The organism is Oceanobacillus damuensis (genome assembly GCF_001618145.1).
Classification (GTDB): Bacteria; Bacillota; Bacilli; order Bacillales; family Amphibacillaceae; genus Oceanobacillus; species Oceanobacillus damuensis.
The window spans coordinates 243,004-267,250 of record NZ_KV392042.1 but is presented as its reverse complement, the minus strand read 5'-3'; the positions used below and the strand labels follow the sequence as shown (position 1 = coordinate 267,250).

The window sequence follows — 24,247 nt, the reverse complement described above, 5'->3', positions numbered from 1 at the left end:
TGATCTTTTGAAAGCAATCTTTATCGGGATTTTGGGGGCGTTATTTTTCTCTGTGACATTTGTATTGAACCGGTCGATGGAATTGGAAGGCGGAAGCTGGGTATGGAGCGCTTCTCTGAGATTTGTGTTTATGCTGCCTATCCTGTTTCTGATTGTAGGCTATAAACGGAACATTAAACCAGTCATCATACATATGAAGAAAAGACCAATGCCATGGTTGGTATGGAGTACAGTTGGGTTTGGGCTATTCTATGCTCCACTGACATTCGCGACAATCTATGGTCCTGGCTGGCTTGTGGCAGCAACCTTCCAGCTAACCATTATCGCAGGTTCACTACTTGTACCTTTTCTGAATAGGAAAAGAAATCAGCGTATCCCAATCCAGAGTATTTTAATATCACTAATTATTCTTGCGGGAGTCTTCATAATGCAGGTTGAACATGCCTCAGCCGTTCCGTTTATTACTGTCATTCTATGTGTCGCTCCGATCATCATTTCCGCCTTTGCATATCCGCTTGGCAATAGAAAAATGATGCTATTGGCAAATGGAGACCTCAATACTTTCCAGCGCATTCTCGGCATGACAATTGCTTCAATGCCATTTTGGATCATCCTCTCCATGTATGGAGCTGCTGCACATGGTTTGCCCACTTTAAGTCAGGTTGTTCAGACATTTATCGTTGCTGTTTCATCCGGAATTATTGCTACCGCTCTATTTTTCTATGCAACCGAAATGGTTCAAAATGACAATCAGAAATTAGCCGGCGTAGAAGCGACCCAATCAGGAGAAGTTGTTTTTGCCTTAATCGGTGAAATATTGTTATTGAGTGCACCTTTGCCAAGTAACATTTCCTTCATCGGTATGGGACTTGTCCTTTTCGGAATGATATTGCATAGTGTGGTATCTTCATTAGGAAATCGAAAGAAAATCGAAATCTATCAGAAGTTCGCTCAAAAAAAGTGATGGCACTATCCATAAGCAGCCATCACTTTTTCTATTCATTTCCTTCAGCTTTCATACGTGCCCTTTCTTCCGTGGGGGTTCCACCTTTGATCATCAACGATAATATAAGTCCAATTAATGAAAGGACAGCTGCAACGTAGAATGCCATATTAACCCCATGAATCACTTCCTGAGGCAGTGCATTCTCTCCTGTGTTTAATGCGGTGGTAGTCATCACCGTAACTAATACAGCTGTTCCAATTGAAGCCGCTACTTGCCGCATCGTATTTGTCATTGCAGACCCATGTGCCAGCAATCGGCTTGGAAGCTGATTTAAACCTTGTGTTGTTGCAGGCATCATGATCATCGATATCCCAAACATCCGTACCATAAACACTACGGTAATATAAGCCAGTGATGTATCTGCACTCAAATTGGTGTACAGAAAAGATGTTATCGTTAACAGGGTCAAACCAATAATAAGAAGATATCTCGCCCCAAAGCGATCAAATATCCGGCCATTTATCGGCGACATAAATCCCATCACCAATGCTCCCGGTAAGATCATCATGCCGGATTGCAAAGCAGTGAATCCAGCCATATTCTGCATATAAATCGGTAAAATAGTTTCAGCAGCGATTAAACCGATAAACGCAATCATTCCGATGATAGTTGTCAGTGTAAAGGTTCTATTTTTAAAAATACGAAATTCCAGTATAGGCTGTTCAAGATTGAATTGTCGTGTGATAAACATCGTAAGTGAAAGGGCACCAATCACCATAGAACTGATGACAACGGTATCTGTCCAGCCGTAATTTCCCGCACTGCTGAATCCATATAACAAGCCACCAAAACCAAGTGTCGAAAGGATGATGGAAAATATATCAACTTTTGGAAATGTCCGCTCCGTTATATTCTTCATTACAAAGATGGATATCAAAATGTTGATCACTGCCAATGGAAAGACAAGAAAGAATAAAGACCTCCAATGATATTGTTCAACCAGCCAACCCGATATTACCGGACCAAGGGCAGGAGCAAATCCAATGACCAATCCGACCATCCCCATGGCGCTCCCTCTTCTTTCAATCGGGAATATCAATAGAAAAATAGTCATCATTAATGGGATCATAATACCGGCACCAGCAGCCTGGATAATACGGCCTATCATTAATACACCAAAATTAGGTGACAACGCGCAAATCAATGTACCAAAAGTGAAGGCACCCATCGCAGATAGAAATAAACGCCTTGTTGTGAAAGTATCTATCAAAAACGCCGTAATTGGAATCATGATACCATTCACAAGCATAAAAATGGTTGTTAACCATTGTGCGGTATTCTCAGTAAGATTCAAATCCCGCATTATATGTGGGATTGCAGTTGTAAGCAATGTCTGATTTAAAATTGCCAGAAAGGCTCCTGTTATGAGAACTGCAACAATCGGAGTCTTGTTTAATTGTTCTACGTCTTCTATATCATTATTTTTCAATCTTTTTCTCCTCGCTAAAGCTCTATTACTATATTAAATTATATGGAAGGGAAGGCTTCATGTCCATAGACATGTTCGGCTTGTGGTAAAACTAATTAATGCCCTATTTTACCGAAAATATTTATACTATTATTTGAGGTGGTGAAACATGTGAATTTGGAGACTGAAAAAGATATTATTCAACTAATCAGTAATGATTCCTTCATGATGGAAATCCTGACAGCAGCAAGTACATTAAGGTTACCCGATTGGTCGATTTGCGCCGGTTTTGTGCGTTCAAAAATCTGGGATGAATTACATGGTTACGGACGAACCAGTATGCCGGATATAGATGTTGTTTACTTTGATAAAAACAATATCAATGAAGGCGAAGAAAAAAGATTGGAAAAATTGCTTGCTGCTTTATTGCCTGACGTTCCATGGTCTGTCAAAAATGAAGCCCGAATGCATGTTAGAAACGATATCAATCCATATTTAAATACGGAGGATGCAATCTCCAAATTCCCTGAAACATGTACAGCATTAGGAGTTTACTTAGACAAAAACGAAGAGCTTCACTTAATTGCCCCACACGGGATTCAGGATGTTCTCGCAATGATTGTTCGCCCAACACCATTATTTAATAACTCAAGTGTGCTTATGAAGGTTTATGAACAAAGGATTCGAAATAAAAAATGGCATTTGATATGGGATATGGTGACATATGCTGTTAAAACAGATGAGGGAAAATACAATTAACAATATCGCGGGGTAACATACGAAATAATATTTTAATTAAAAGATCTGATTGCACAATGATTTGGTTTGTAATTTTGGCCATATAGTATTTTTAAGGTTTAATTCAACTAACATAAAAGGCTTTAGTGAAATAAATAAGATAAGAACTAACAAAAAACGCTTGGATTTTAAGTCCAAACGCTTTTGTGTACTAACCCAAGTGCTATTTTATTCATTAATATATGAAGTCAGACCTAAAGATTCACCAACGGTAAGTGGTGCGAGTATTGCTCCTGCATACATCGCTAGTACATGTTGAAATCCTAACATCTTGAGGAAAGCTTCTATTTGAAATTAACCTTTCCATCTGTCAATGATTTAATAATTGCCAAAGACTCTACCCTTATTCCCCGTTCCTGAAGCTGACTGCTGCCGTTTTGAAACCCTTTTTCTATCACAATTCCAACGCCCGCTATTTGGGCGCCAGCTTGTTCCGCGATACTAACCAGCCCCAGAGCCGCTTGTCCATTTGCAAGGAAATCATCCATAAGCAGTACAACATCGTCTCCGTTAATGTAGTCCTTTGAGATCGATATTTCACTCGTTTCTTTTTTTGTAAAAGAATGTACCTCTGCCGAGTACAGATGATCGACCAATGTCAGTGACCTCCGCTTTCTGGCAAAGATAACCGGCACCCCCATAACGAGTCCAGTCATTGTTGCAGGTGCAATACCAGAGGATTCTATGGTTACAATTTTAGTTATCCCAGCATCTTTAAAACGCGCTGAAAATTCTTCTCCTATATTTTTCATCAACACTGGGTCGATTTGGTGATTTAGAAATGAATCAACTTTCAAAACTGATTCCGATAATACTTTTCCCTCATCCAAAATTTTCTTTTTTAAAATATCCATTACGTTCACCCTTTCATCTAAAAAAAACAAAAAAGCCCGATAGTTACTTCTACCATAAGCACGATAAATGCAACATTTCGAGCTTGAAAAATCAAAAGTTAAATAAGCTCCACCCATAAGAGTATAACCATTTTTATGCGTTGCTTTTCATAGTCGGTTCATTTACGGTAAACCGGCAGAAACTTGCAGGCCATATTCCCACAATTATATGAAAACACGGTATTAGAATGTATATTAGTATAGCATGCTAATGTTGAAAAACAAGTGGATGCAAAATTACACTGATTCTGGTATTTTGGTGAAAAAGCGAAGAAATTATTCCGGCATACCATGAGACGCAAACTTTTTTTAAATGAACCATTCAAGAAATTCGATTCGATTTCCAAAAGGATCTTTTACGTAAAGACGGTTTGCTCCAGGTAATTTATGATCAACCTTGTAGTCAATATCCACAGCGTCCAGATACTGTTTCATATTCTCGATATTTTCCACTCTAATTGCCGGATGTGCTTTTTTTGCCGGTATAAAAGGTTTCTCAACACCGATATGAATCTCAACCTTTCCGGCCTGAAACCATACTCCTCCATTTCCCTTAAGCGATTGAGGTTTCTCCTTCTCTTCAAAACCAAGGAGTTCTTTGTAAAAATTACGTGCAGTTTTTTCTTCCCCAATCGGAGCAGCAAGCTGAACATGGTCTATCCTTTCATATTTAAAGTCCATTTTGCGGGTTCCCCCTTCCCTTAATGTAACTTCATCATAACGCTATCCTATCATCTTGAATAATACAGATTAATTATCATTTTCTTTCTTTATTACTTATCGACAAGAACCATTTACATGGGAATTTCAGAATTCCCTTTCTGACGCAAAAAGACCAGCCTCCTAAAAACAGGAAACTGGTCTATAGTAAGCTATATGTATACAGGCCACAATTGCCGTATTGTTAATAGTAAGTTTTAAACCACCACTTCGCAAAGTGGGTGTTCGCAGAAACCTTCCTGTCTTCCGCTCCATTGGCGGCGCGACATTCCAATTTCGATGTAAAACTCCCTATACATTCATTAGAGGTTAAAACTTATTTAAATACGTACATTGTAGCTTGTAAATATATACTAACCTAATAGATGGGGAATTTCAATGGTAAATTATTACTATTTACTTTATCAGAATAGCTGTTCATATACTTCGTTAAGTTCCTGAACCCGTATATCATTTTGAACATTTTTGGCATAGTCCAGCTCGTTCTCCAATACCATATCCAAATAGTTCATTTCTTCTCCATCCAAGTCACTGACAAACTTTTCTTCATTTGCATATTTGTTGGCTTCCATTTTAGCCAGAATTTGCTGGCACATGTCATTCTCTATATAGTTGGATAATGATTCACGTAAATATTCCAATGTATTATCGATGATAATCACCTCTTGACTATATCTTCGTATTTTTCTTTTTGGCCCGTTGTTCAAGTTGAGACTTCGGTCGTTGATCTGCTGCATCCTCCGTTAGTCCCTGTGGGTTTACACTTGAGTTCACACGTTGTTTGCTCCAATGATCATTTTTCTTAGACATTGCGATCACCTCCATACATTAGTCTTTCAAATATAATTACTTTTTATCCGACTTTCGTTTATTCGAAATAAAGCTTTTAATTAAATTATTTAGTTCTGGAGAGGCTTTGGTAGGTATCTGATGCATAACCTGATCAATAAATACCAATTCCTGCTGCGGTAATTTTTCCTCCAGCAGTTTAGCATAAGAATGAAACGGTTTGTCATTCATGCCATATACCAGCAACACCGGTAGATCGATGCTTCCCAACTGGTCTGTACAATTATACTTCAAAATATACCGATAATATTGCTCGATGTTTTCTGCACTGCTTTTTCTGGATTCGGTTACCATCATTTTAAACAATTTTAATGAATCAGCATTGCTTAACGCCGCAAGATATGCAAGCAGAGAAACCGCTCCTGAATTGGCTGCAACTATTCCAATTCTAATGAGATATTTAAGCAAAAGATGACGTGTTTCGGACATACCACCTATGACGATACCTCCCAACGATCGTTCCTTAAATGTCTGCATAAACTCCAGCACGATGGATCCGCCTGTAGAGTAACCGCATAGAAATGCCTTTTCAATACCAAGGTGATCGAGTATTTTTTCCATATCACGAGCTATTAGCGGATAAGTAATTGTCTGACTGGAGTGAGGGCTTTTTCCATGTCCTCTAATATCAAATGTAATCACTTGAAAATATCTGGATAATTCCTCTCTTTGATAATGAAAATTTGCTGAGGTAAGAACTGGTGGATGTATAAAGAGAATCGGGGTTCCACTTCCCTTAACCGAGTAGTATAGACTGCTGTCTTCCATATCAAGCATTGGCACGCGGATCACCTCAATCATTCGTTGTATTTTTAGTGCTTTACAATCGGTAATTCCTTTTCATTGTCTGTCTTCAAGCTGACATGCAGATTGTTATTATAATCAATAGCTGCGAAAAATACCTTTTCCTTATTTGATATTCCTAAATCTTTTAATTTTCCGTTTAACCATACTTCATTTAATTTCAAATATAGGACATCTGTGTACAGCTTTCCTTCTACGATAACCGGATAGGCGAATTCAGGCTGTTTATTGTATATGTTCATATCTTCCTTGGAAACAGGAGTCTTACTAGGTTTTTTTAATACGGATAAGTTCCCGTTTGCCTCTATGATAGCCAGTTTCACCATACTCGTATCAAAAACATCTTTCTCTCGAAGCATCATCAGTATATTATCAATTGTGTACTGGATCTTATTTAGGTTTTCAATAATAAATTTGCCATCATTCATCACTACAGTTGGTTCAAATGTGAGTTTCTTGCCAAGCCTTTTATTCCGTATTTTCAAATGTGATATTACTTTCTGCAATATCCCGATTTAAAATAATAGCCACAGCTGTATGAATATGGCTAATATCAGCGTCCGCAATATCTGCTCCAACAACTGCACCCAGCGAAAGAAAGATTAGAAAGTCAAAAACCGGAAGTTCTCCAATAGAACGTTTACCCATGATTAATGTCACTAAAAGGAGTAATGGCAATATCGTTATAACTCTGACCAGTAATATTACAAGCTCTTTCAGCAATTCCATACATACACCTCAAAGTAAATCAATTTATAACTTAGAGTGCATCAAATTCGGATTTCCTATGTGCAAGGAACGGATCCAATTTTTTGTTGCTAAATCAACGGGTATATTTGATTTATTCCTATATCTGCACATAATTGCAATGTAATTAACAGAGTGAAAATAGCTATTGTCACTCTGCCGGAATAATTGTTAGGCAATTTAGAATTTAATATGGAATATGTTATAGTTAGTATAAGATTTTTGAAAAAATGCAGTCTCGAGGTGAGTAAATATGAGAACCGAAAAAGAGATATATGATTTAATATTAGATATTGCCCAAAAAGATGAACGTATTCGGGCTGTTTATATGAACGGTTCAAGAACCGATCCGAATGCTCCAAAAGATATCTTTCAGGACTTTGATATTGTTTATGTAGTGACGGAAACAGCATCATTCATAAGTGATGAGAAATGGATCAATGCTTTTGGAAATCTAATTATGATTCAGGAACCTGATAAAAATGATAAACCTTTGGGCGCAAATACGGATTTTGATAATTCTTATGGATATTTAATGCTGTTTACAGATGGGTATCGGATAGATCTGCATATCGAAGCAATAGAAACCATGATTGAGAGGTATACTGAGGATAAACTTGCTATTCCTTTATTAGATAAGGACAAGCTGCTTCCGAATATTACTTCCCCTACAGATATGGATTACTGGGTAAAGAAACCAACAGAATCACTCTTTATAAGTTGCTGTAATGACTATTGGTGGTGTCTGCAGAATGTTGGAAAAGGAATATGGCGCGATGAATTACCCTATGCAAAACAAATGTTTGAATTTGTAATAAGAGTTAGATTGGACGAGATGGTTTCTTGGTGGATTGGCATAAAAAATGACTTCCGAGTTTCGACAGGAAAGATGGGTAAATATTTTAAAAAGTACCTTCCAGAACCACTTTGGGAGATGTATAAAAAAACTTACTCTGACTATAACTATAAGAACTTTTGGAGTTCTATATTTTTCACTTGTGAATTGTTTCGAACAGTAGCAAAAGATGTTGCAGAACATTTGTTGTTCCCATACCCAATTGATGACGATAAAAGAATGACGAAGTTTCTTGAACACATTAGACAATTACCAGCTGATGCACAAGGTATCTATTAATATATTTGTTAGATTTATCCTGATAGAAATATGCCTAAATGAAAACTTGGAAAATAGACAATCAAATGCTAATGAACGCTGTCATATTTGTTCCCCCATTTCGCTAAAGCACCTGTTTGTTGAATAAGGCTTATATCGAGACCTGGATTTAATTCTCCCTTAATATAGTGATAGTAAATTGACTTGATAGTTGAGTATAGATGAATATAAATAGTGCAATTTCAACCAAGATAAACAGAAGGAAAAATTTAGTAGATAAAAATTTAAGTTGGAGTAAATAGAATATTGACCATATGGAAAATAAAATAAGTAGAACAGGATATCCAATCGGAATACCTCTTATCGTTCCAACAGATAGATATACCCAAGTTACAAGTAAAGTAATTCCTCCAAAGACTAAGACACCTAAAGTGATATTAACAAGATGGATTAATTTTTTGCTCAATTTTTTTACCTCCTTTAGTTACGATAAATATTTTTGGATATCGTAAAAAGCACAATTCTTATAAGGAATACAGAAGCGTTAGCACAGCTGGTTATATATAACACTTTTTCCCTATTAATATTAAATTCGATGTAACAAAGCATCCCGTTATCTAACTCCTACGTGAATTGTCCGTTCTTCTTGTGTGGCAATCACTTTCAGCCCTTCTAATGTCCCCCACGGGATTCACCGTTTCCTCCATTAGGAAGGAATTTATGTTTCTGCTTCATCAAGTGTTGCGTACGCAGAGTGGCAATTCTTCTTAAATGATTCAGCCCTTCCCGGACATTCTAGAAATGCCTGGTACTACGGCTTCGGCTGACTTCTGATAGTTCAGCGAACATTCTCATGTTCGGTTACTCAAAGTGTTGCGCATTTCTATCAGACCTCCCAGGGTAAGCACACATTCTTCCTCTCCATGTCCCCTCTTCATTTACTCTGTGTCCCCTTTGGCAGTATGGGCTTTGACTTGTGATGCAGTCTCATCCAAGAACACCTAGCCTTATATGAAGTTCGTGTTCCTAAGGGCGGAGATTTGCCGCCGACTTCCTTCAGATTCTGGGTCACCCCAGACATCCTTGTCTTAAGCTAACCACTACTACTGCCTTCGTGGTTTGGGGCTTGAACCCTAAAGAATGTGCGCGTGCCTGGCGCACAACTAAGAGCCTCCTTGAAGCGGGAGCTCAAGGAGGCTCTTACTAAGTATATCCAGACTGTGAATGAATTGATACGAAACATATAGGCCTGTATTAATAAAAGGTTAAGTACTGTTCGCGCTCCCATGGATGTACAGCTGTTCGAAAATTATCCCATTCCATTTCCTTTGCTTCCATGAAATGTTCAAATAGATGTTCACCTAATGCATTTACCAGGACTTCGTCTTTCTGTAACTCCTCCAACGCATCCATTAACGTAGCTGGCAGATCTTTCACACCATTTTCTTCGCGCTCAGCTTTATTCATCACGTAAATATTGCGATCAACTGCCTCAGGTGCTTCTAGTTTATTTTCCACACCATCTAAACCCGCAGCTAGTAATACCGCTAAAGCCATATAAGGATTGGCAGACGGATCAACACTGCGCGCTTCAACACGGGTGCTGAGTCCTCGTGAACTTGGGATACGTAATAAAGGACTTCTATTTGACCCAGACCATGCTACGTAACAAGGTGCTTCATAGCCAGGTACTAGTCTTTTATACGAATTTACAGTTGGATTTGTAACTGCAGTAAAGTTTGTAGCATGTTCAATCACACCTGCAATGAATTGATATGCTGTGTTACTCAATTGCATTTCGCCACTTTTATCGAAGAACACATTTTCTCCATCTTTAAATAAAGACATATTAACGTGCATTCCAGATCCGTTTACGCCGAATAGTGGCTTAGGCATAAATGTTGCATGAAGGTTATGTTTTCTTGCAATTGTCTTTACAGCTAACTTAAATGTTTGAATATCATCTGCATGCTTAACAGCATCTGAATATTTAAAATCAATTTCATGTTGACCAGGAGCCACTTCATGATGGGATGCTTCAATTTCAAATCCCATTTCTTCTAACTCAAGAACAATATCTCTTCGGCAATTTTCCCCTAAATCGGTAGGAGCTAGATCAAAGTAACCTCCATGGTCATTAAGCTCTAATGAGGGATCTCCATTCTCATCTAATTTGAATAAGAAGAATTCAGGTTCTGTTCCGATATTAAATGTGTCGAATCCTAACTCTTCCATTTTTTTAAGATTTCGTTTCAAGTTATATCGTGGACATCCTTCAAACGGTGTTCCATCTGGTTTATAAATGTCACAAATAAATCGAGCTACTTTACCTTTATCAGAAGTCCATGGAAATACTACAAATGTTTCTAAATCAGGATATAAGTACATATCTGATTCTTCAATTCGTACAAAACCTTCAATTGAAGATCCGTCAAACATCATCATATTATCCAATGCTTTATCTAATTGGCTAAGTGGAATTTCTACATTTTTAATCGTTCCCAGCATATCCGTAAATTGTAGCCGAATAAATCGAACATTTTCTTCTTCAATTATTTTATAAATATCAAATTTGTTCATATTAGTACTCATCCTTTTCTACTAGTATTAGACTGATTCTTCCAGATAAGATGGAAGTGCGGAACTTCCCATTAAATATTCATCAACTTTATGGGCTACTTCCCTCCCTTCATTGATGGCCCAAACGATTAAGCTTTGGCCACGTCTGGCATCACCTGCTGTAAAGACGTTATCGATATTGGTCATAAAGTTACCGTATGTCGCCTTTACGTTGCCATTTTCAGTGTCGAGACCAAGCTGCTGCTGCAGCAACTGTTCTTCAGACCCTTCAAAGCCAATAGCAATGAAGACAAGCTGAGCCGGCCAAATCTTTTCTGTTCCGGGTATTTCACGGAACGTTGCCTTGCCGTTTTCGTCTGTTGTTTTTTCCATTTCCACGGTATGCACTTCTTTTAGACTCCCGTTTTCACCAGCAACGAACCGCTTTGTCTGAATACAGAACTGACGAGGGTCTTCGCCGAACTTGGCGGTTGCTTCTTTGTGGGCATAATCTACGGTAAAGACGTTCGGGAATTCTGGCCACATGTTGCTTCCAATTCTGGCTGCTGGAGGTTTTGGATGCTTACCGAATTGCACCACACTGTTGCACTCTTGTCGAAGTGCTGTTGCAATGCAGTCTGCCCCTGTGTCACCGCCGCCGATAACGATGACATCTTTCCCTTTGGCATCGATGCAGTCTTCACCTTGCAGCAAATGCTTCGTGGAAGCTGTCAGATAATCCATCGCAAAATGAACACCCTCTGTATCTCTGCCTTCCATCTGTAAATCGCGCTGCTTTTGAGCACCGATACATAGGATGGTAGCATCATATTGATAGTTTAATGCTTCAAATGTGATGTCTTTGCCTGCTTCTGTATTCAGAACGAAATTAATGCCCTCCTGTTCAAGAAGCCAGATTCTGCGCTCGACCACATCTTTTTCCAGTTTCATATTGGGAATACCGTACATCAATAGTCCGCCCGCACGATCCTGACGTTCATACACGGTGACGTGATGACCAACCTGATTCAATTGGTCAGCACTGGCCAGCCCGGCAGGACCGGAACCAATGATGGCGACTTTTTTACCCGTTCTGTTTTTCGGTATACGTGGTGTGATCCAGCCATTTTCAAACCCTTTATCAATAATCGTACGTTCGATACTCTTAATCGTGACGGCAGGATCGGAAATCCCAAGTATGCAAGATCCTTCACATGGTGCGGGACATGCCCTCCCGGTAAATTCCGGGAAGTTGTTGGTTTTTAATAGCCTTTCCAGCGCTTCTTTCCATCTGCCCTTATAGACCAGGTCATTCCATTCCGGTATCAGGTTGTAAATCGGGCATCCTGTTGTGGCACCATTGATTACCTCTCCTATCTGACAAAAAGGAGTTCCACAATCCATACATCTTGCCCCTTGCCGTTTCAATGATTCATCAGATAAGGACGTATCATATTCATGCCAGTCATTTGTCCGGGTTAGCGGATCGCGTTTGTTGGTCTCTTCACGCTGATAGTCCATAAATCCTGTCGCTTTTCCCATATTCCTCTCTCCTTTCTACTGTACTACTGTATTTTCAAGTTTCTTGATTGGGATTGTTTTGTTTTCTTTTTTCGCTTGGAATGCACTCATTTGTGCTTCTTCTTCTGATTCACCAACATCCATAAACGATTGAATGGTATTTAACATATCCTGATAATTTTCCGGAATGACTTTGACAAATTTATTTGCTGTTTCGGCCCAATTTTCTAGTACATGTGCAGCTTTACTACTATTTGTATAGTGTAAGTGCTTTTGAACCATTTCTTTTACTTTATTCATTTCTTCAGTATCTTGTAGTCTTTCCATTTTTATCATTTCTTGATTACTTAAGTTTTTGAATTTCTCTCTATCCTCTGCAAGTACATAAGCGGTTCCACCAGACATACCAGCTCCAAAGTTTTTACCAACATCACCGAGTACAACAACACTTCCACCAGTCATATATTCACAACCATGGTCACCTATTCCTTCAACAACAATACTTGCACCACTATTACGAACAGCAAAACGTTCACCAGCCATACCGTTGATGTAGGCTTCACCACTTGTTGCACCATAGAAAGATACGTTACCAGCAATAACATTATCGCTTGGAACAAAAATAGATTCTTTCGGTGAAGAAACAACTATTTTACCTCCTGATAGGCCTTTGCCAACATAGTCATTGGCATCTCCATAGAGGATTAGGGACATACCTTTTGGAATAAACGCTCCAAAACTCTGACCTGCAGAACCATAAAAGCGAAGTATAATCGTATCTACAGGTAATCCTTCATCCCCATATCTTTTAGAAATCTCACTACCTGCTATCGTACCTGTTGCGCGATCAATATTTCTAATCGGGAAATTTAAATCAACTTTTCCTTTTGATTCTATCGCTGACTGGACAGCAGGTAAAATTTCTCTAATATCGAGTGATTCATTAATTTTATGGTTCTGTGGTGTACTAAATATGCGTCCACCAGTAGTAGGTTGATAGAGTATTTTTGAAAGATCAAGGTCTTTTGCTTTCCAGTGTGCTTTCGCTCTATTACTTACTCCTAACACATCTGTACGGCCGACCATTTCATCAACCGTTTTGAAACCAAGTTGTGCCATGATTTCACGTAACTCCCTGGCAACAAACCGCATATAATTCACAATATGATCAGGATTACCAGTAAATTTTTTGCGCAACTCTGGGTTTTGCGTTGCAACTCCTACAGGACATGTATCCAAATGACAAACACGCATCATCACACAACCAAGAACAACAAGAGGTGCTGTTGCAAATCCAAATTCCTCTGCCCCGAGTAATGCCGCCATCGCTACATCTTTACCAGTTAGTAATTTACCATCCGTTTCTAATACAACTCTCTCTCTTAACCCATTAAGCATTAATGTTTGGTGTGCTTCTGCCAATCCTAATTCCCATGGTAAACCAGTGTGCTTCACACTCGTTTTTGGCGATGCACCTGTACCACCATCGTAACCAACAATAGAAATAACATCTGCATTTCCTTTGGCTACACCGGCAGCAATTGTACCAACACCTGATTTAGCTACAAGCTTCACACTAATTCTTGCGTCACGATTTGCATTCTTTAAATCGTGGATTAATTGAGATAAGTCCTCAATGGAATATATATCATGGTGTGGAGGTGGTGAAATGAGACCTACTCCTGGTATAGATCCTCGAACATCTGCAACCCATGGGTATACTTTATTACCAGGTAACTGTCCACCTTCACCAGGTTTTGCCCCTTGAGCCATTTTGATTTGTAATTCATCTGCACTAACTAAATAGTGGCTATTTACTCCAAATCGCCCCGATGCAATTTGTTTAATCGCACTTCTGCGTAAATCTCCATTTTCATCAACCGTATAACGATTTGAGTCTTCTCCACCCTCACCACTGTTACTTTTACCACCCAAGCGATTCATTGCAATTGCTAGCGCTTCATGGGCTTCCTGACTCAGTGAACCAAATGACATAGCGCCAGTTTTGAAACGTTTTACGATAGAATCCACAGACTCAACTTCAACAATAGGAATCGATTGGTTAACATCAAATGAGAACAAGTTACGTAAAAAACCTAAGCGTTCTTCATCTGCAGCCTTTGAGAAGTCTTTAAAAAGGCTATAATCTCCTCTACGACATGCCCATTGGAGCGTATGAATCGTTTTTGGATTGAACGCATGATGTTCACCAGTTTTTCTCCACTGAAAATCACTCCCTGGTTCCAAGGATTGATCAACAGATTGGTGATATCCATTTTGATGTCTAATTGCCGCTTCTTTGGAAATTGTTTCCAATCCAATGCCATCAATTTGCGATGCAGTTCCAGTAAAGTATTTTTCAATCACTTCATTACTGATCCCAACAGCTTCGAAAATTTGGGCACCACGGTAACTTTGCACTGTAGATATCCCCATTTTAGACATTACTTTTACCACACCTTCTGTAACAGCAGCAATGTATTTTCTAACAACTTCTTGATAGCAGTCAGAAAGATTTCCACGATTAATTTCGCGCTTATAGGATTCAAATGCTAAATACGGGGTAATAGCATCTACACCATAACCTAACAAGGCAGCAAAATGATGAACCTCTCTTGTTTCACCAGTTTCAGCAATAATACTTACTTTTGTTCTGCTTCCATGGCGAACAAGGTATTGGTGCAGTCCACTTACTACTAACAAAGCAGGAATTGCAATATTAGTAGCACTCATATTTCGATCAGATAAGATTAATAGATTAACACCGTCTTTTATAGCTTGATCAGCTTGCTTAAACACAGACTCTAAACTAGCTTCTAAATCACCGGTAAATAGCGTATCAATGGTTTTGCTCAAAAAACCTCTATATTTATTAGCCTTCAATTGATTCAATTGTTGATTAGAAAGAACCGGGGATTCTAGTTGAATACGATGACAGTTTGTTTCATCCGAATGTAAGATATTTCCTTCTGGCCCTAACAATGTCATTGTCGATGTAACGACCTGCTCTCGATACGCATCGATTGGCGGGTTAGTTACTTGAGCAAACAATTGTTTAAAATAGTTAAAAAGTGATTGGGCATGATCAGACAATACTGCTAGCGGAGTATCGTTTCCCATCGAACCAATCGGATCTTTTCCTTGGTTAACCATAGGTATTAAATACTTTTCAATATCTTCTGTCGTATAACCAAAAGCTTTTTGCCTTTTAAGTAAGTTGGTTATTGGCTCTTCATCCACACCGGTTATTTCCTCATCCAATTTAACTAATTTATCATTTAACCATTCTTTGTATGGATGTGCTAATGCCACTTTCTTCTTGATTTCTTCATCGGCAATTATACGCCCTTCTTCTAAATCAATTAGAAGCATTTTCCCTGGACGAAGGCGGTCTTTATATAAAATATTTTCTTCTTCTATATCAATAACGCCAACTTCAGAAGAATAAATAATATAATCATCTTTTGTTACATAGTAACGTGCAGGGCGCAAGCCGTTACGATCCAAAATTGCACCAATTTGCTTCCCATCGGTAAACGTAATGGAAGTAGGTCCATCCCATGGTTCCATCAGACAACTGTGATATTCATAAAATGCTTTCTTTTCCTCTGACATATGAGGATTATTATTCCATGGTTCTGGAATTAACATCATTGCAGCTTGTGCTGGTGTCCTTCCAGCCAAAGTAAAGAATTCCAATGCATTATCTAGAGTAGAAGAGTCACTACCATCTGCATTTAAAATAGGAAGAAGTTTATTTAGATCATCACCAAATGCTTTTGATACAAATTGTTGTTCGCGCGCTCTCATCCAATTGATGTTACCACGCAAAGTATTAATTTCACCATTATGAATCAAATATCTGTTCGGATGTGCTCGTTCCCAGCTAGGGAATGTATTCGTACTAAATCTTGAATGTACTAAAGAAAAAGCTGATACAAAGTCTTCATCTTGTATCTCTACATAAAAGTCATCAACTTGATTCGATGTTAACAAGCCTTTGTAAACGATTGTTCTGTTAGATAGACTAGCAAAGTAAAAACGCATTTCACGCTTATTCGCCCAATTTTCAGCTTGTTTTCTAATTACATATAACTTCCGCTCAAACGTTAATTCATTTGTTATATCATCATTCGCACCGATAAATACTTGACGAACCACCGGAGCAGTTTCTTTCGCCTTTTTTCCGATTTTTCTGGCATCTGTGGGTACAGTTCTCCAGCCAAGAAGTTTCTGTCCCTCATTTTCTATTAATTCGTTAACAAAATTTTCTATTTCCCCCCTCTCTTGATCGTCATTCGAAAAGAAAACCATTCCTACGCCGTATCGCCCTTTATCTGGTAAATTTAACTCAGGGCATACTTTCCTGAAATATTTATCAGGTATTTGAACCATCAGTCCAGCACCGTCACCTGTGTTTGGGTCACTGCCTTGTCCACCACGGTGTTCTAACTGACATAACATTTGTAAGCCTTTTTTTACAATATCATGTGTTGCTAATCCTTTTATATGTGCATATAAGCCAATACCGCATGCATCGTGCTCGAATTCGGGACGGTATAAACCTTGTGCATTAGGCATCTGATTGTAATCCATATAATAAGCTCCTCGTTTCCATCTTTTTGAAGTGTCTGATAGAATCTTATATGTTATTATTAATCGAAACAATATATAATTAAGATAGAAACTATCTCTTTTTGATATAGATTAAATTTTGGAGGAGTTCAATATGGAGTTAAGACAACTCGTTTATTTTATAGAAGTTGCTGAACGAGAGCATGTTTCTGAAGCTGCTGCAAACCTGCATGTAGCACAGTCAGCAGTTAGTAGACAAATTGCAAATTTAGAAGCAGAATTAGGAGTTTCATTATTTGACAGAGAAGGAAGAAACATAAAAATTACGCATATTGGTAAAACTTTTTTATCTCATGCCAAAACAGCTATAAAAGCAATTGAACATGCAAAAAAGCATGTTGATGAGTATCTAGATCCAGAACGAGGTACCATAAAAATAGGTTTTCCAACTAGTTTAGCTAGCCATTTACTCCCGATGATTGCTTCCGAATTTAAAAAGAAATATCCACGAATCGCTTTCCAATTACGGCAGGGATCATATAATTTCCTCATAGAATCGGTGAAGAAACGAGAAATTGATGTTGCATTTCTTGGCCCAGTACCAACAGACTACCCTGATATTAAAGGAGATATCTTGTTTTTGGAAAGACTACATGCTCTTGTACCTAGTACAAATCCTATTGCTAATAAAAAGAGTGTACATTTACTTGAACTAAGCAATGAACCGTTTGTGCTATTTCCAAAAGGATTTATCCTTCATAATTTAGCTATTGAAGGATGTAAACAAGCAGGTTTCAGACCGATTGTTACGTCAGAAGGAGAAGATCTTGATGCGATTAAAGGGCTCGTTGCTGCTGGTATCGGTATAACCTTGTTACCTGAAAGCGCATTTGATAATAGTAATTCTCATTACTCAAAAAAAATAATAATAGACACTCCTCAGCTACGTCGTACAGTTGGGATGATTACTCCAAAAAATAGAGATTTATCACCTTCTGAGAAAGTTTTTTATAATTTTGTAAAAGCGTTTTTCTCTGTATTGCAGTAATTCAATAATACAAAAAGATAAGGTTATGGAAAAAAACCAGAACCTTATCTTTTTGATTTGTTTTTTAAGCCCTTTGCTCAAAATGAGAATCTGGATGCTGATTCCCTACATTCGGTTAACCCAATGTTGCGCTCCTCCATCAAAAAGTCCAAAGAGTCCGATGATAACTCACCTACGAAAAGCAACACCAAAGATGCGCATTGCATAGCTAGTTAAGGATGGAAGATACAGCATATCAGCCAATACACTTTTATCCCCATTAATAAACAAAGAAATAATCCCTTCCTTATCTTCTATAGTTGGAAGAAGATTTTTTATAAAAAAGTCATGTGCTGAAAAATTTTCTGGCCGGTTAAACTTATTTTCGGTTAGCATTAGACTTTCAATTCGATCTACTCTAAAACTACGGATATCATTCCTAAGATGACAAAATCCAATCACATACCACTTATTATTCCAATAGATAATTCTGAACGGATCGACCAATCTATAATTTAATTGCTTTTCGCCACTTTTATGGTAAAGAATTTTTACTGAGTACCCGTCAGCTACGGCCTGCTCCAACTCCTTCAAAAAAGGTTCAATAGAGAGTGAACTTAATCGACTTATTACTTCAAGACTAGTTAAATGTTGGTTTATCTTTGTTTCCTGCTTTTGATTTGAGTATTTACTTAGTTTTGAAATGGCCCTATTTAGTGCTTCACCTCCATAATATCCGGCTTCTTCTGCAAAAACAGCAGCGTGAAATAGTGAAGTTTGCTCCTCAAAATCAAAAAAAAGAGGAGCCTCAATAAAATTGTTCAATAAAGTGTATCCACCGTTATGTACTGGTTCTGAAATTATAGGTACGCCACTTGTTGAAATTGTATCAATATAACGATACACAGTCCTTATATTCATCTCTAACTTTTCTGAAATCTGTTTTGCAGTAATTTTTTCACCTGAACGAAGCATCCATAGAATTGCTAACATATTGTCAATTTTAGGCATATAATTCCACCTCTATATGAAATTTATCTTCTATTATATATTTCCGATTTTTGGTACAACTCATCAACTGTTCCTTTCCGATAGCTTTCTATATAATGAGGTCCTAGAAACATTTGTAATTTTACAAATTTGATTTACAGTCATATCTCCCTCTTTATAAAGCTTTACTGCATAATTCATTCCTGCGTGGTTTTTATGATATTTCTTTAAACGGCCTTAAAACTTTCCGGGTTAGTTTCTAAAAAACATTTAGAAACTAACCCTTTTGAATATAATCTTAATTCCGCAATTTATTTTAAATCTTCCAAAACTAACCTGCCCCTTTAGCCTTTAAGTGTAATCGTTCACAATATCTATATATATTTTAACATACATACTCAGATCACCTTGCAAAATCAAGCGAAAATGAATCAATTTTCAATTAATGGTAAATTTATGTATGCCAATTTGCATGAGAATTTGTAATTAAAAAATGTAGATATGCACTGGCCATTTTACCTGACAAATCGAGGAACAATTTACACTATTATTTTAATGTATATGTTCACGAAAATACTATTACACCAACAAAAAATGACCATCAAATTAACGAACAAATTAATGGTCATTTCACATTATATTTTTAATGTTTTCGATAGGTAACGGAACTTGTTCGTAATCTCACCGTGTTTCTCACTTTTATTTTTGGCCTAATCCCTCATACTGATCACGCAGCGAACGCTTCAGTACCTTACCGCTTGGGTTTTTCGGCAATTCTTTTGTAAAATCAACATACTTTGGAATCTTGAACTTTGAAAGCTTTCCTTTACAGAACTCAATAACATCATCTTCTGTCAGGGTGGCATCATCTTTTGGGACAATGATGGCAGTAACCGCCTCAATCCAGTAAGCATCCGGAATACTTATTACTGCAACCTCCGAAACACCTTCCAGCTGATAAATCGCTTCTTCCACTTCCCTGCTTGAAACATTTACTCCCCCGGTGTTGATCATGTCTTTTTTACGATCTACTACTGTTATATAGCCATCTTCATCCATCACTCCAAGATCACCCGTATGGAACCAGCCATTTCGGAATGCTTCAGCAGTTTTATCCGGATCATGCAGATAACCTTTCATTGCATGTGGTGTGCGGTGGACAATTTCTCCTGTTTCTCCATAAGGCACTTCCATACCATGATCATCGAATATCTTTGTCTGCACATTTAAAATTGGTTTGCCTGCTGAGCCTAATTTTGTCAATTGATCTTCAGGCTGTAAGACCGTAACAAGTGGGGCCACTTCTGTCTGGCCATAACAGTTCCATAGCTTTGCATCCGGCAATCGTTCGGTCAGTTCCTTAATAATTTCCCGCGGCATGATTGCTGCACCATAATAGCATTTCTTTAGGGATGAGAGGTCACGTGTATCAAAATCCGGGTGACGCAGCAATGCAATCCAAACTGTCGGTGGGCAGAATAGCTGGGTAGCCTTTTCCTCTTCGATTGTTTTTAAGATAAGTTCCGGGCTTGCCGTGTCCAATATAATACCACTTGAACCTATATATATACTAGGCCCTAAAAATACATGGAGCTGTGCACTATGATAAAGAGGTAACGCATGAATTGCCACATCACTCGTTTCCATCTTGGCATCAAAAATAGTACTGACATACTCACTTATGATACTTTTATGCGTTAGCATAACTCCTTTTGGTCTTGACTCAGTTCCGCTTGTATAAAGAACCTGTGCAAGCTCATCATCTTCCAGCTGTACATCAAGAAAATCTGTAGAGTGACCCTCCCGCGCTTTTGAAAGGGAAGTCCATGAAGACAATTGCTCATTAGAATCAATAGGAACATCCATTAAATACCGGTGTCTGATCGTCATTCCTCCCGCTGACTGTTCAAGCAGGTTTGCATATTCTTCAGATGCAATTAGTCCAGTGACTTCAGCATGTTCCAGAATGTATCGGATATCCTCCTGCGTCAGCATGTAGTTTATAGGGATCATGACAGCGCCAATCCGTGCCAATGCAAAAGTAACCAAAACGAAATCCAGGCTGTTTTTGGACATTACAGTTACCATGTCCCCTTTTTTCATGCCGTCTGTCGAGAGTGCTTGGGCCGTTTGATTTACTAGATCGTCCAACTCTGCATAAGTCAATCGTTTATTTTTGTAAACGATTGCAAATTTATCCGGAAGACGGTCTCGCGTTCGTGCAAGCAAATCTCCAAGTGTATTTCTTCTGGCCCGTTCCACCATCTTTTGCAGTACATCCTGTACACTTGCTTCATGAGACATTTAACCACTCCTCTAATGATATTAATGGTGTTTCCCAAGCTGAATATTCTCTTTTTTAGTTTATTTCAGATAACTTGCAATAGCAAGTACGTAGGCTAGTTTTTTCTGTAAAAGAGGAAATTATATTTTATTGGGTGGGAAAACTCGGGCTGAGTGGAATGCTTACGATATGGGCGATTTGAGGAATCCTGCACCAAATTCTAGGAATAAAATGGATATCCGGGGAATTCTGCACCAAATTCGTGGGTCGAGAATCAATCCGGGTATAGCAAATACTCCGAAGTTGTCTAGTCCCAGGTTATTTTAGATATATTTTTCTGCTTCTTTTCGCCCTCTTCGTTTTAGGTGGGGTATAGCCTCTTTCATAAATCCTTCCCTTTGTTAAATTACAGACGTCCAAAAAGTTTTCAACCGACCCCGATTGCTTGTCGTGTATCGCTTTCATGAAAACTTTGGCTGCTACCCGGGCATCTTCCAAAGCATGGTGATGTTCAAAGGTTATCCCGTGGTTCGATGCGAGTGTATTTAATTTATGATTATCAAATTCCGGCCATATCTGCTGGGATATTTTCACCGTGCACAGATAGTCCATTATTGGATATGGCAATTTAAAATAATCCAAGGTATTCCGGATTACACTCATATCAAAACTAGCATTATGTGCAACAACAAGATTGTTCATCAGATACTTATTCAGCGTAGGCCAAAGCTCTGCAAATGTGGGGGCATCTGCAACATCATCTTCGGTAATTCCATGAATATATGTATTGAATGAACGAAAATCCGTCAGTGGATTGATCAAGCTGTAATATTCATCAATAATTTCATGTTCATTGGCAACCACAAGACCCACTGCACATGGGCTGTGGCGCTTTTCATTAGCCGTTTCAAAGTCGATTGATACGAAATTCATGGATTCCCCTCCTTTTTTGGTTACCAGTTGTTAACTGATCTCAACATTCAAATCTCCAGAATACAATCATTCAGGCATTAGACTTCCATTATATCCCAGTTTGTTACAATTCCCAAAAGCTTCTCCTCCGAGGTCCCATTCTTGGTTATGAGTAAGGCCTCAAGTCGATTCCCGTTTCCAATCTGTTCTCTAAAAATATCCATTGCTTCGTAAACAGATGTACCTGTCGATATAAACTTGTGGTTATCGCTTTTTTCACCTTGAAGAACTTCCATAATGCTTGTTTTAAACAATGGTACCGTATCTGCCTCTGTTCCTTTGGCAAGCCACTTCGCAATCCCTTTATGTGTGACCAGCCCCTGAAATTCGTTTCCATCATAAATTGGAAACTTTGTAATCCCTTTGTGATTGATGACATCGAGAATATTAGATAATGGCTCATGTTGCTGAAAAGAAACTACTTTTTTTATAAAAAGCGGATTTACTGTTCTTGGCTGGGTGAGTTCGGATTCTATTTTTTCTATACGCTCCACGACAGAATCATGGGGCTCAGCTATCACAAAAGCCATATCAAGCTTATTATGAACAATGGCATTGCGCAATTCGGCAAATTCCAGAAGGTCATCCATATATTGCTTGATAATCGCATTCGATTTCTGAAGCACTCTTACCGCCCTGGAAAACCCCATTTCCTTCTTGATAAGCAATGACTTTAGCTCTTTCTCTATTCGATTGAATGCTGTTAAAAATCTGTCCGAGTTTTTATACATGATAAAATCTCCTAAATAAGTTTTAAGTGTACCAGTTAACATAGATACAAATCTCTCATGATCCACTTCGAGGCATATTTCCACATTTGGGTCTTTCTTCAATAGTCCATTGAAATCACAGATTCTCTGACCATAGCTTAATTCACTCGTTGTCTCGACATCTACGTAATAATTGGCAGTTTTCACCAGTACAGGGTCAAGAACCATTCCAACAGTTAGCGGGGTATGGAACGCGCAGCCCCTAATCCCACTTGCTTCGGTATAGTATCTTAAAGAGTCTGCACTGTTTAAACGCAGGTAAAAAAGATTATATTTTTTACCTGCTAAAACATATCAATCCATTCTTTTCCACTCTGTGGATTTCCCCTAGCGATTCTAAATAAATCAATCTCGTTAATGTTGCCATGAAAGGACTTATGAAAACAGACATATTTAATGAAGCATAGATTTCTTTACTTAGTTCGTTTGCGGTTTTTCCTTGATCGGTTATATGCTCCAGAATCTGTTCAAGGCGGTAATCATGTTTATCTTTTATATCTTGAACACGAGCCTCAAGGTTTGTAATTTCCGGCCCGTGACCAGGAAGCGCTATGACAGCAGGGAATTGGGTCATTTTTTCAAGAGAATCGTAATATTCCTTCAATAGATTTGACTCCTCCCCTAACCACAAACCAATAACAGGTGAAATATCTTTTAAGATATGATCTCCAACTATGAGAATCTTTTTATCCCTCTGATAGAATATGTATTGATCTGGAGCATGGCCTGGAACCCATATTACTTCATAAAAGTCATTGCCAAGCTGGATGTTATCATTTTCTTCAAAAAACCCATCTGGTTCAAAATCATATATAAAAGCATCATTATCCAGCCTTTTTGGTATTCCCGTACCACCATGCCTTTTGATAAGGCTGTCCAATTTTTCCTTTTTATTTTTGAAATTTCGGGCTTTCAGCATTTCCATATATCCAAGTTTGGAAGTGAAAACAGGAACACCGATGCTCTCCTGAAACCATCTGGCGAGACCAATATGATCCTGATGTGTATGCGTCAAAACTACCTTTTCAACTAGAACACCTGATTCCAGAACAGTTTCCCATAAATCAATTGATTCATTCGCATATGTACCGGTATCGATAACTGTGTATCCGCTTTCTCCTTTAATAAGATAGCAATTAACTTCACCCATCCCGCCTGGAAAGCGTACAATCAGTTTCTCTATGTCATCTGTAACATGTTCAAACATTTA

Annotated in this window: 18 protein-coding genes, 1 other RNA gene, 3 pseudogenes and 1 riboswitch; of the genes and pseudogenes, 4 read left to right on the top strand and 18 right to left on the bottom strand. The window is 38.3% G+C overall.

The window, feature by feature from the left end; genetic code table 11:
- Nucleotides 1-7: 7 nt before the first annotated feature.
- Nucleotides 8-964 (top strand): DMT family transporter, encoded by a 957-nt coding sequence (locus A4245_RS01275; protein WP_067724884.1) that lies wholly within the window; start codon nucleotides 8-10, stop codon nucleotides 962-964.
- A 31-nt stretch (nucleotides 965-995) separates the two neighbouring features.
- Here the strand turns inward: A4245_RS01275 and A4245_RS01270 are convergent, their stop codons facing one another.
- Entirely contained in the window at nucleotides 996-2,435 is a 1,440-nt protein-coding gene (locus tag A4245_RS01270; RefSeq protein ID WP_067724882.1) for a DHA2 family efflux MFS transporter permease subunit, read from the bottom strand.
- Nucleotides 2,436-2,585: 150 nt separating this feature from the next.
- Between A4245_RS01270 and A4245_RS01265 the strand changes: the two genes are divergently transcribed.
- Nucleotides 2,586-3,173, top strand: coding sequence for a nucleotidyltransferase family protein (locus A4245_RS01265; RefSeq protein ID WP_067724880.1), 588 nt, complete (start codon nucleotides 2,586-2,588; stop codon nucleotides 3,171-3,173).
- A 323-nt stretch (nucleotides 3,174-3,496) separates the two neighbouring features.
- Here the strand turns inward: A4245_RS01265 and A4245_RS01260 are convergent, their stop codons facing one another.
- The 7 genes and pseudogenes from A4245_RS01260 to A4245_RS01235 form a co-directional block, all read right to left on the bottom strand.
- Entirely contained in the window at nucleotides 3,497-4,066 is a 570-nt protein-coding gene (locus A4245_RS01260; protein WP_067724878.1) for a xanthine phosphoribosyltransferase, read from the bottom strand.
- 130 nt (nucleotides 4,067-4,196) lie between these two features.
- Nucleotides 4,197-4,298, bottom strand: a riboswitch (purine riboswitch).
- Nucleotides 4,299-4,414: 116 nt separating this feature from the next.
- Nucleotides 4,415-4,786, bottom strand: a complete 372-nt coding sequence (locus tag A4245_RS01255) for a VOC family protein (protein WP_067724876.1) — start codon at nucleotides 4,784-4,786, stop codon at nucleotides 4,415-4,417.
- Between the two features lie 199 nt (nucleotides 4,787-4,985).
- A non-coding RNA gene (ssrS, locus tag A4245_RS01250) (6S RNA) lies at nucleotides 4,986-5,170 on the bottom strand.
- Nucleotides 5,171-5,229: 59 nt separating this feature from the next.
- Nucleotides 5,230-5,487, bottom strand: coding sequence for a sporulation protein (locus tag A4245_RS01245; protein WP_407668341.1), 258 nt, complete (start codon nucleotides 5,485-5,487; stop codon nucleotides 5,230-5,232).
- 7 nt (nucleotides 5,488-5,494) lie between these two features.
- The gene (sspL, locus tag A4245_RS19530; RefSeq protein WP_084268618.1) at nucleotides 5,495-5,635 is read right to left on the bottom strand and encodes a small, acid-soluble spore protein L; all 141 of its coding nucleotides are present in this window, start codon (nucleotides 5,633-5,635) and stop codon (nucleotides 5,495-5,497) included.
- 36 nt (nucleotides 5,636-5,671) lie between these two features.
- Complete coding sequence (locus A4245_RS01240) at nucleotides 5,672-6,457, bottom strand: alpha/beta fold hydrolase (protein ID WP_067724875.1); 786 nt, start codon at nucleotides 6,455-6,457, stop codon at nucleotides 5,672-5,674.
- Between the two features lie 29 nt (nucleotides 6,458-6,486).
- Nucleotides 6,487-7,207 (bottom strand): annotated as a pseudogene (locus A4245_RS01235) (DUF421 domain-containing protein).
- A gap of 271 nt (nucleotides 7,208-7,478) precedes the next feature.
- Here A4245_RS01235 and A4245_RS01230 point away from each other — a divergent pair.
- Nucleotides 7,479-8,360 (top strand): aminoglycoside 6-adenylyltransferase, encoded by an 882-nt coding sequence (locus tag A4245_RS01230; RefSeq protein WP_067724873.1) that lies wholly within the window; start codon nucleotides 7,479-7,481, stop codon nucleotides 8,358-8,360.
- Nucleotides 8,361-8,508: 148 nt separating this feature from the next.
- Here the strand turns inward: A4245_RS01230 and A4245_RS01225 are convergent, their stop codons facing one another.
- The 4 genes from A4245_RS01225 to gltB form a co-directional block, all read right to left on the bottom strand.
- A complete protein-coding gene (locus A4245_RS01225; RefSeq protein ID WP_067724870.1) occupies nucleotides 8,509-8,805 on the bottom strand; it encodes a hypothetical protein in 297 nt (98 codons plus the stop codon).
- Nucleotides 8,806-9,593: 788 nt separating this feature from the next.
- The gene (gene glnA, locus A4245_RS01220) at nucleotides 9,594-10,919 is read right to left on the bottom strand and encodes a type I glutamate--ammonia ligase (protein ID WP_157087628.1); all 1,326 of its coding nucleotides are present in this window, start codon (nucleotides 10,917-10,919) and stop codon (nucleotides 9,594-9,596) included.
- A gap of 27 nt (nucleotides 10,920-10,946) precedes the next feature.
- Nucleotides 10,947-12,440 (bottom strand): glutamate synthase subunit beta, encoded by a 1,494-nt coding sequence (locus A4245_RS01215; protein WP_067724866.1) that lies wholly within the window; start codon nucleotides 12,438-12,440, stop codon nucleotides 10,947-10,949.
- Nucleotides 12,441-12,455: 15 nt separating this feature from the next.
- Nucleotides 12,456-17,015, bottom strand: a complete 4,560-nt coding sequence (gene gltB, locus A4245_RS01210) for a glutamate synthase large subunit (protein WP_067724863.1) — start codon at nucleotides 17,013-17,015, stop codon at nucleotides 12,456-12,458.
- Between the two features lie 133 nt (nucleotides 17,016-17,148).
- Between gltB and A4245_RS01205 the strand changes: the two genes are divergently transcribed.
- Nucleotides 17,149-18,042: a glutamate biosynthesis transcriptional regulator GltC gene (locus A4245_RS01205; RefSeq protein ID WP_067724861.1), complete on the top strand. Its 894-nt coding sequence runs from the start codon at nucleotides 17,149-17,151 to the stop codon at nucleotides 18,040-18,042.
- Between the two features lie 231 nt (nucleotides 18,043-18,273).
- Here A4245_RS01205 and A4245_RS01200 read toward each other — a convergent pair.
- From A4245_RS01200 to A4245_RS01180, 6 genes and pseudogenes are all read right to left on the bottom strand, one after another.
- Nucleotides 18,274-19,032 (bottom strand): annotated as a pseudogene (locus tag A4245_RS01200) (helix-turn-helix transcriptional regulator); the annotation flags it as partial.
- Nucleotides 19,033-19,095: 63 nt separating this feature from the next.
- Nucleotides 19,096-19,248: pseudogene (locus A4245_RS19525) on the bottom strand (helix-turn-helix domain-containing protein); the annotation flags it as partial.
- A 462-nt stretch (nucleotides 19,249-19,710) separates the two neighbouring features.
- Complete coding sequence (locus A4245_RS01195) at nucleotides 19,711-21,315, bottom strand: acyl-CoA synthetase (RefSeq protein WP_084268617.1); 1,605 nt, start codon at nucleotides 21,313-21,315, stop codon at nucleotides 19,711-19,713.
- Between the two features lie 298 nt (nucleotides 21,316-21,613).
- Complete coding sequence (locus tag A4245_RS01190; RefSeq protein ID WP_067724860.1) at nucleotides 21,614-22,228, bottom strand: 3'-5' exonuclease; 615 nt, start codon at nucleotides 22,226-22,228, stop codon at nucleotides 21,614-21,616.
- 77 nt (nucleotides 22,229-22,305) lie between these two features.
- Complete coding sequence (locus A4245_RS01185; protein ID WP_267886887.1) at nucleotides 22,306-23,295, bottom strand: nucleoside hydrolase; 990 nt, start codon at nucleotides 23,293-23,295, stop codon at nucleotides 22,306-22,308.
- Nucleotides 23,296-23,314: 19 nt separating this feature from the next.
- Complete coding sequence (locus A4245_RS01180) at nucleotides 23,315-24,244, bottom strand: MBL fold metallo-hydrolase (RefSeq protein ID WP_067724857.1); 930 nt, start codon at nucleotides 24,242-24,244, stop codon at nucleotides 23,315-23,317.
- Nucleotides 24,245-24,247: the final 3 nt, after the last annotated feature.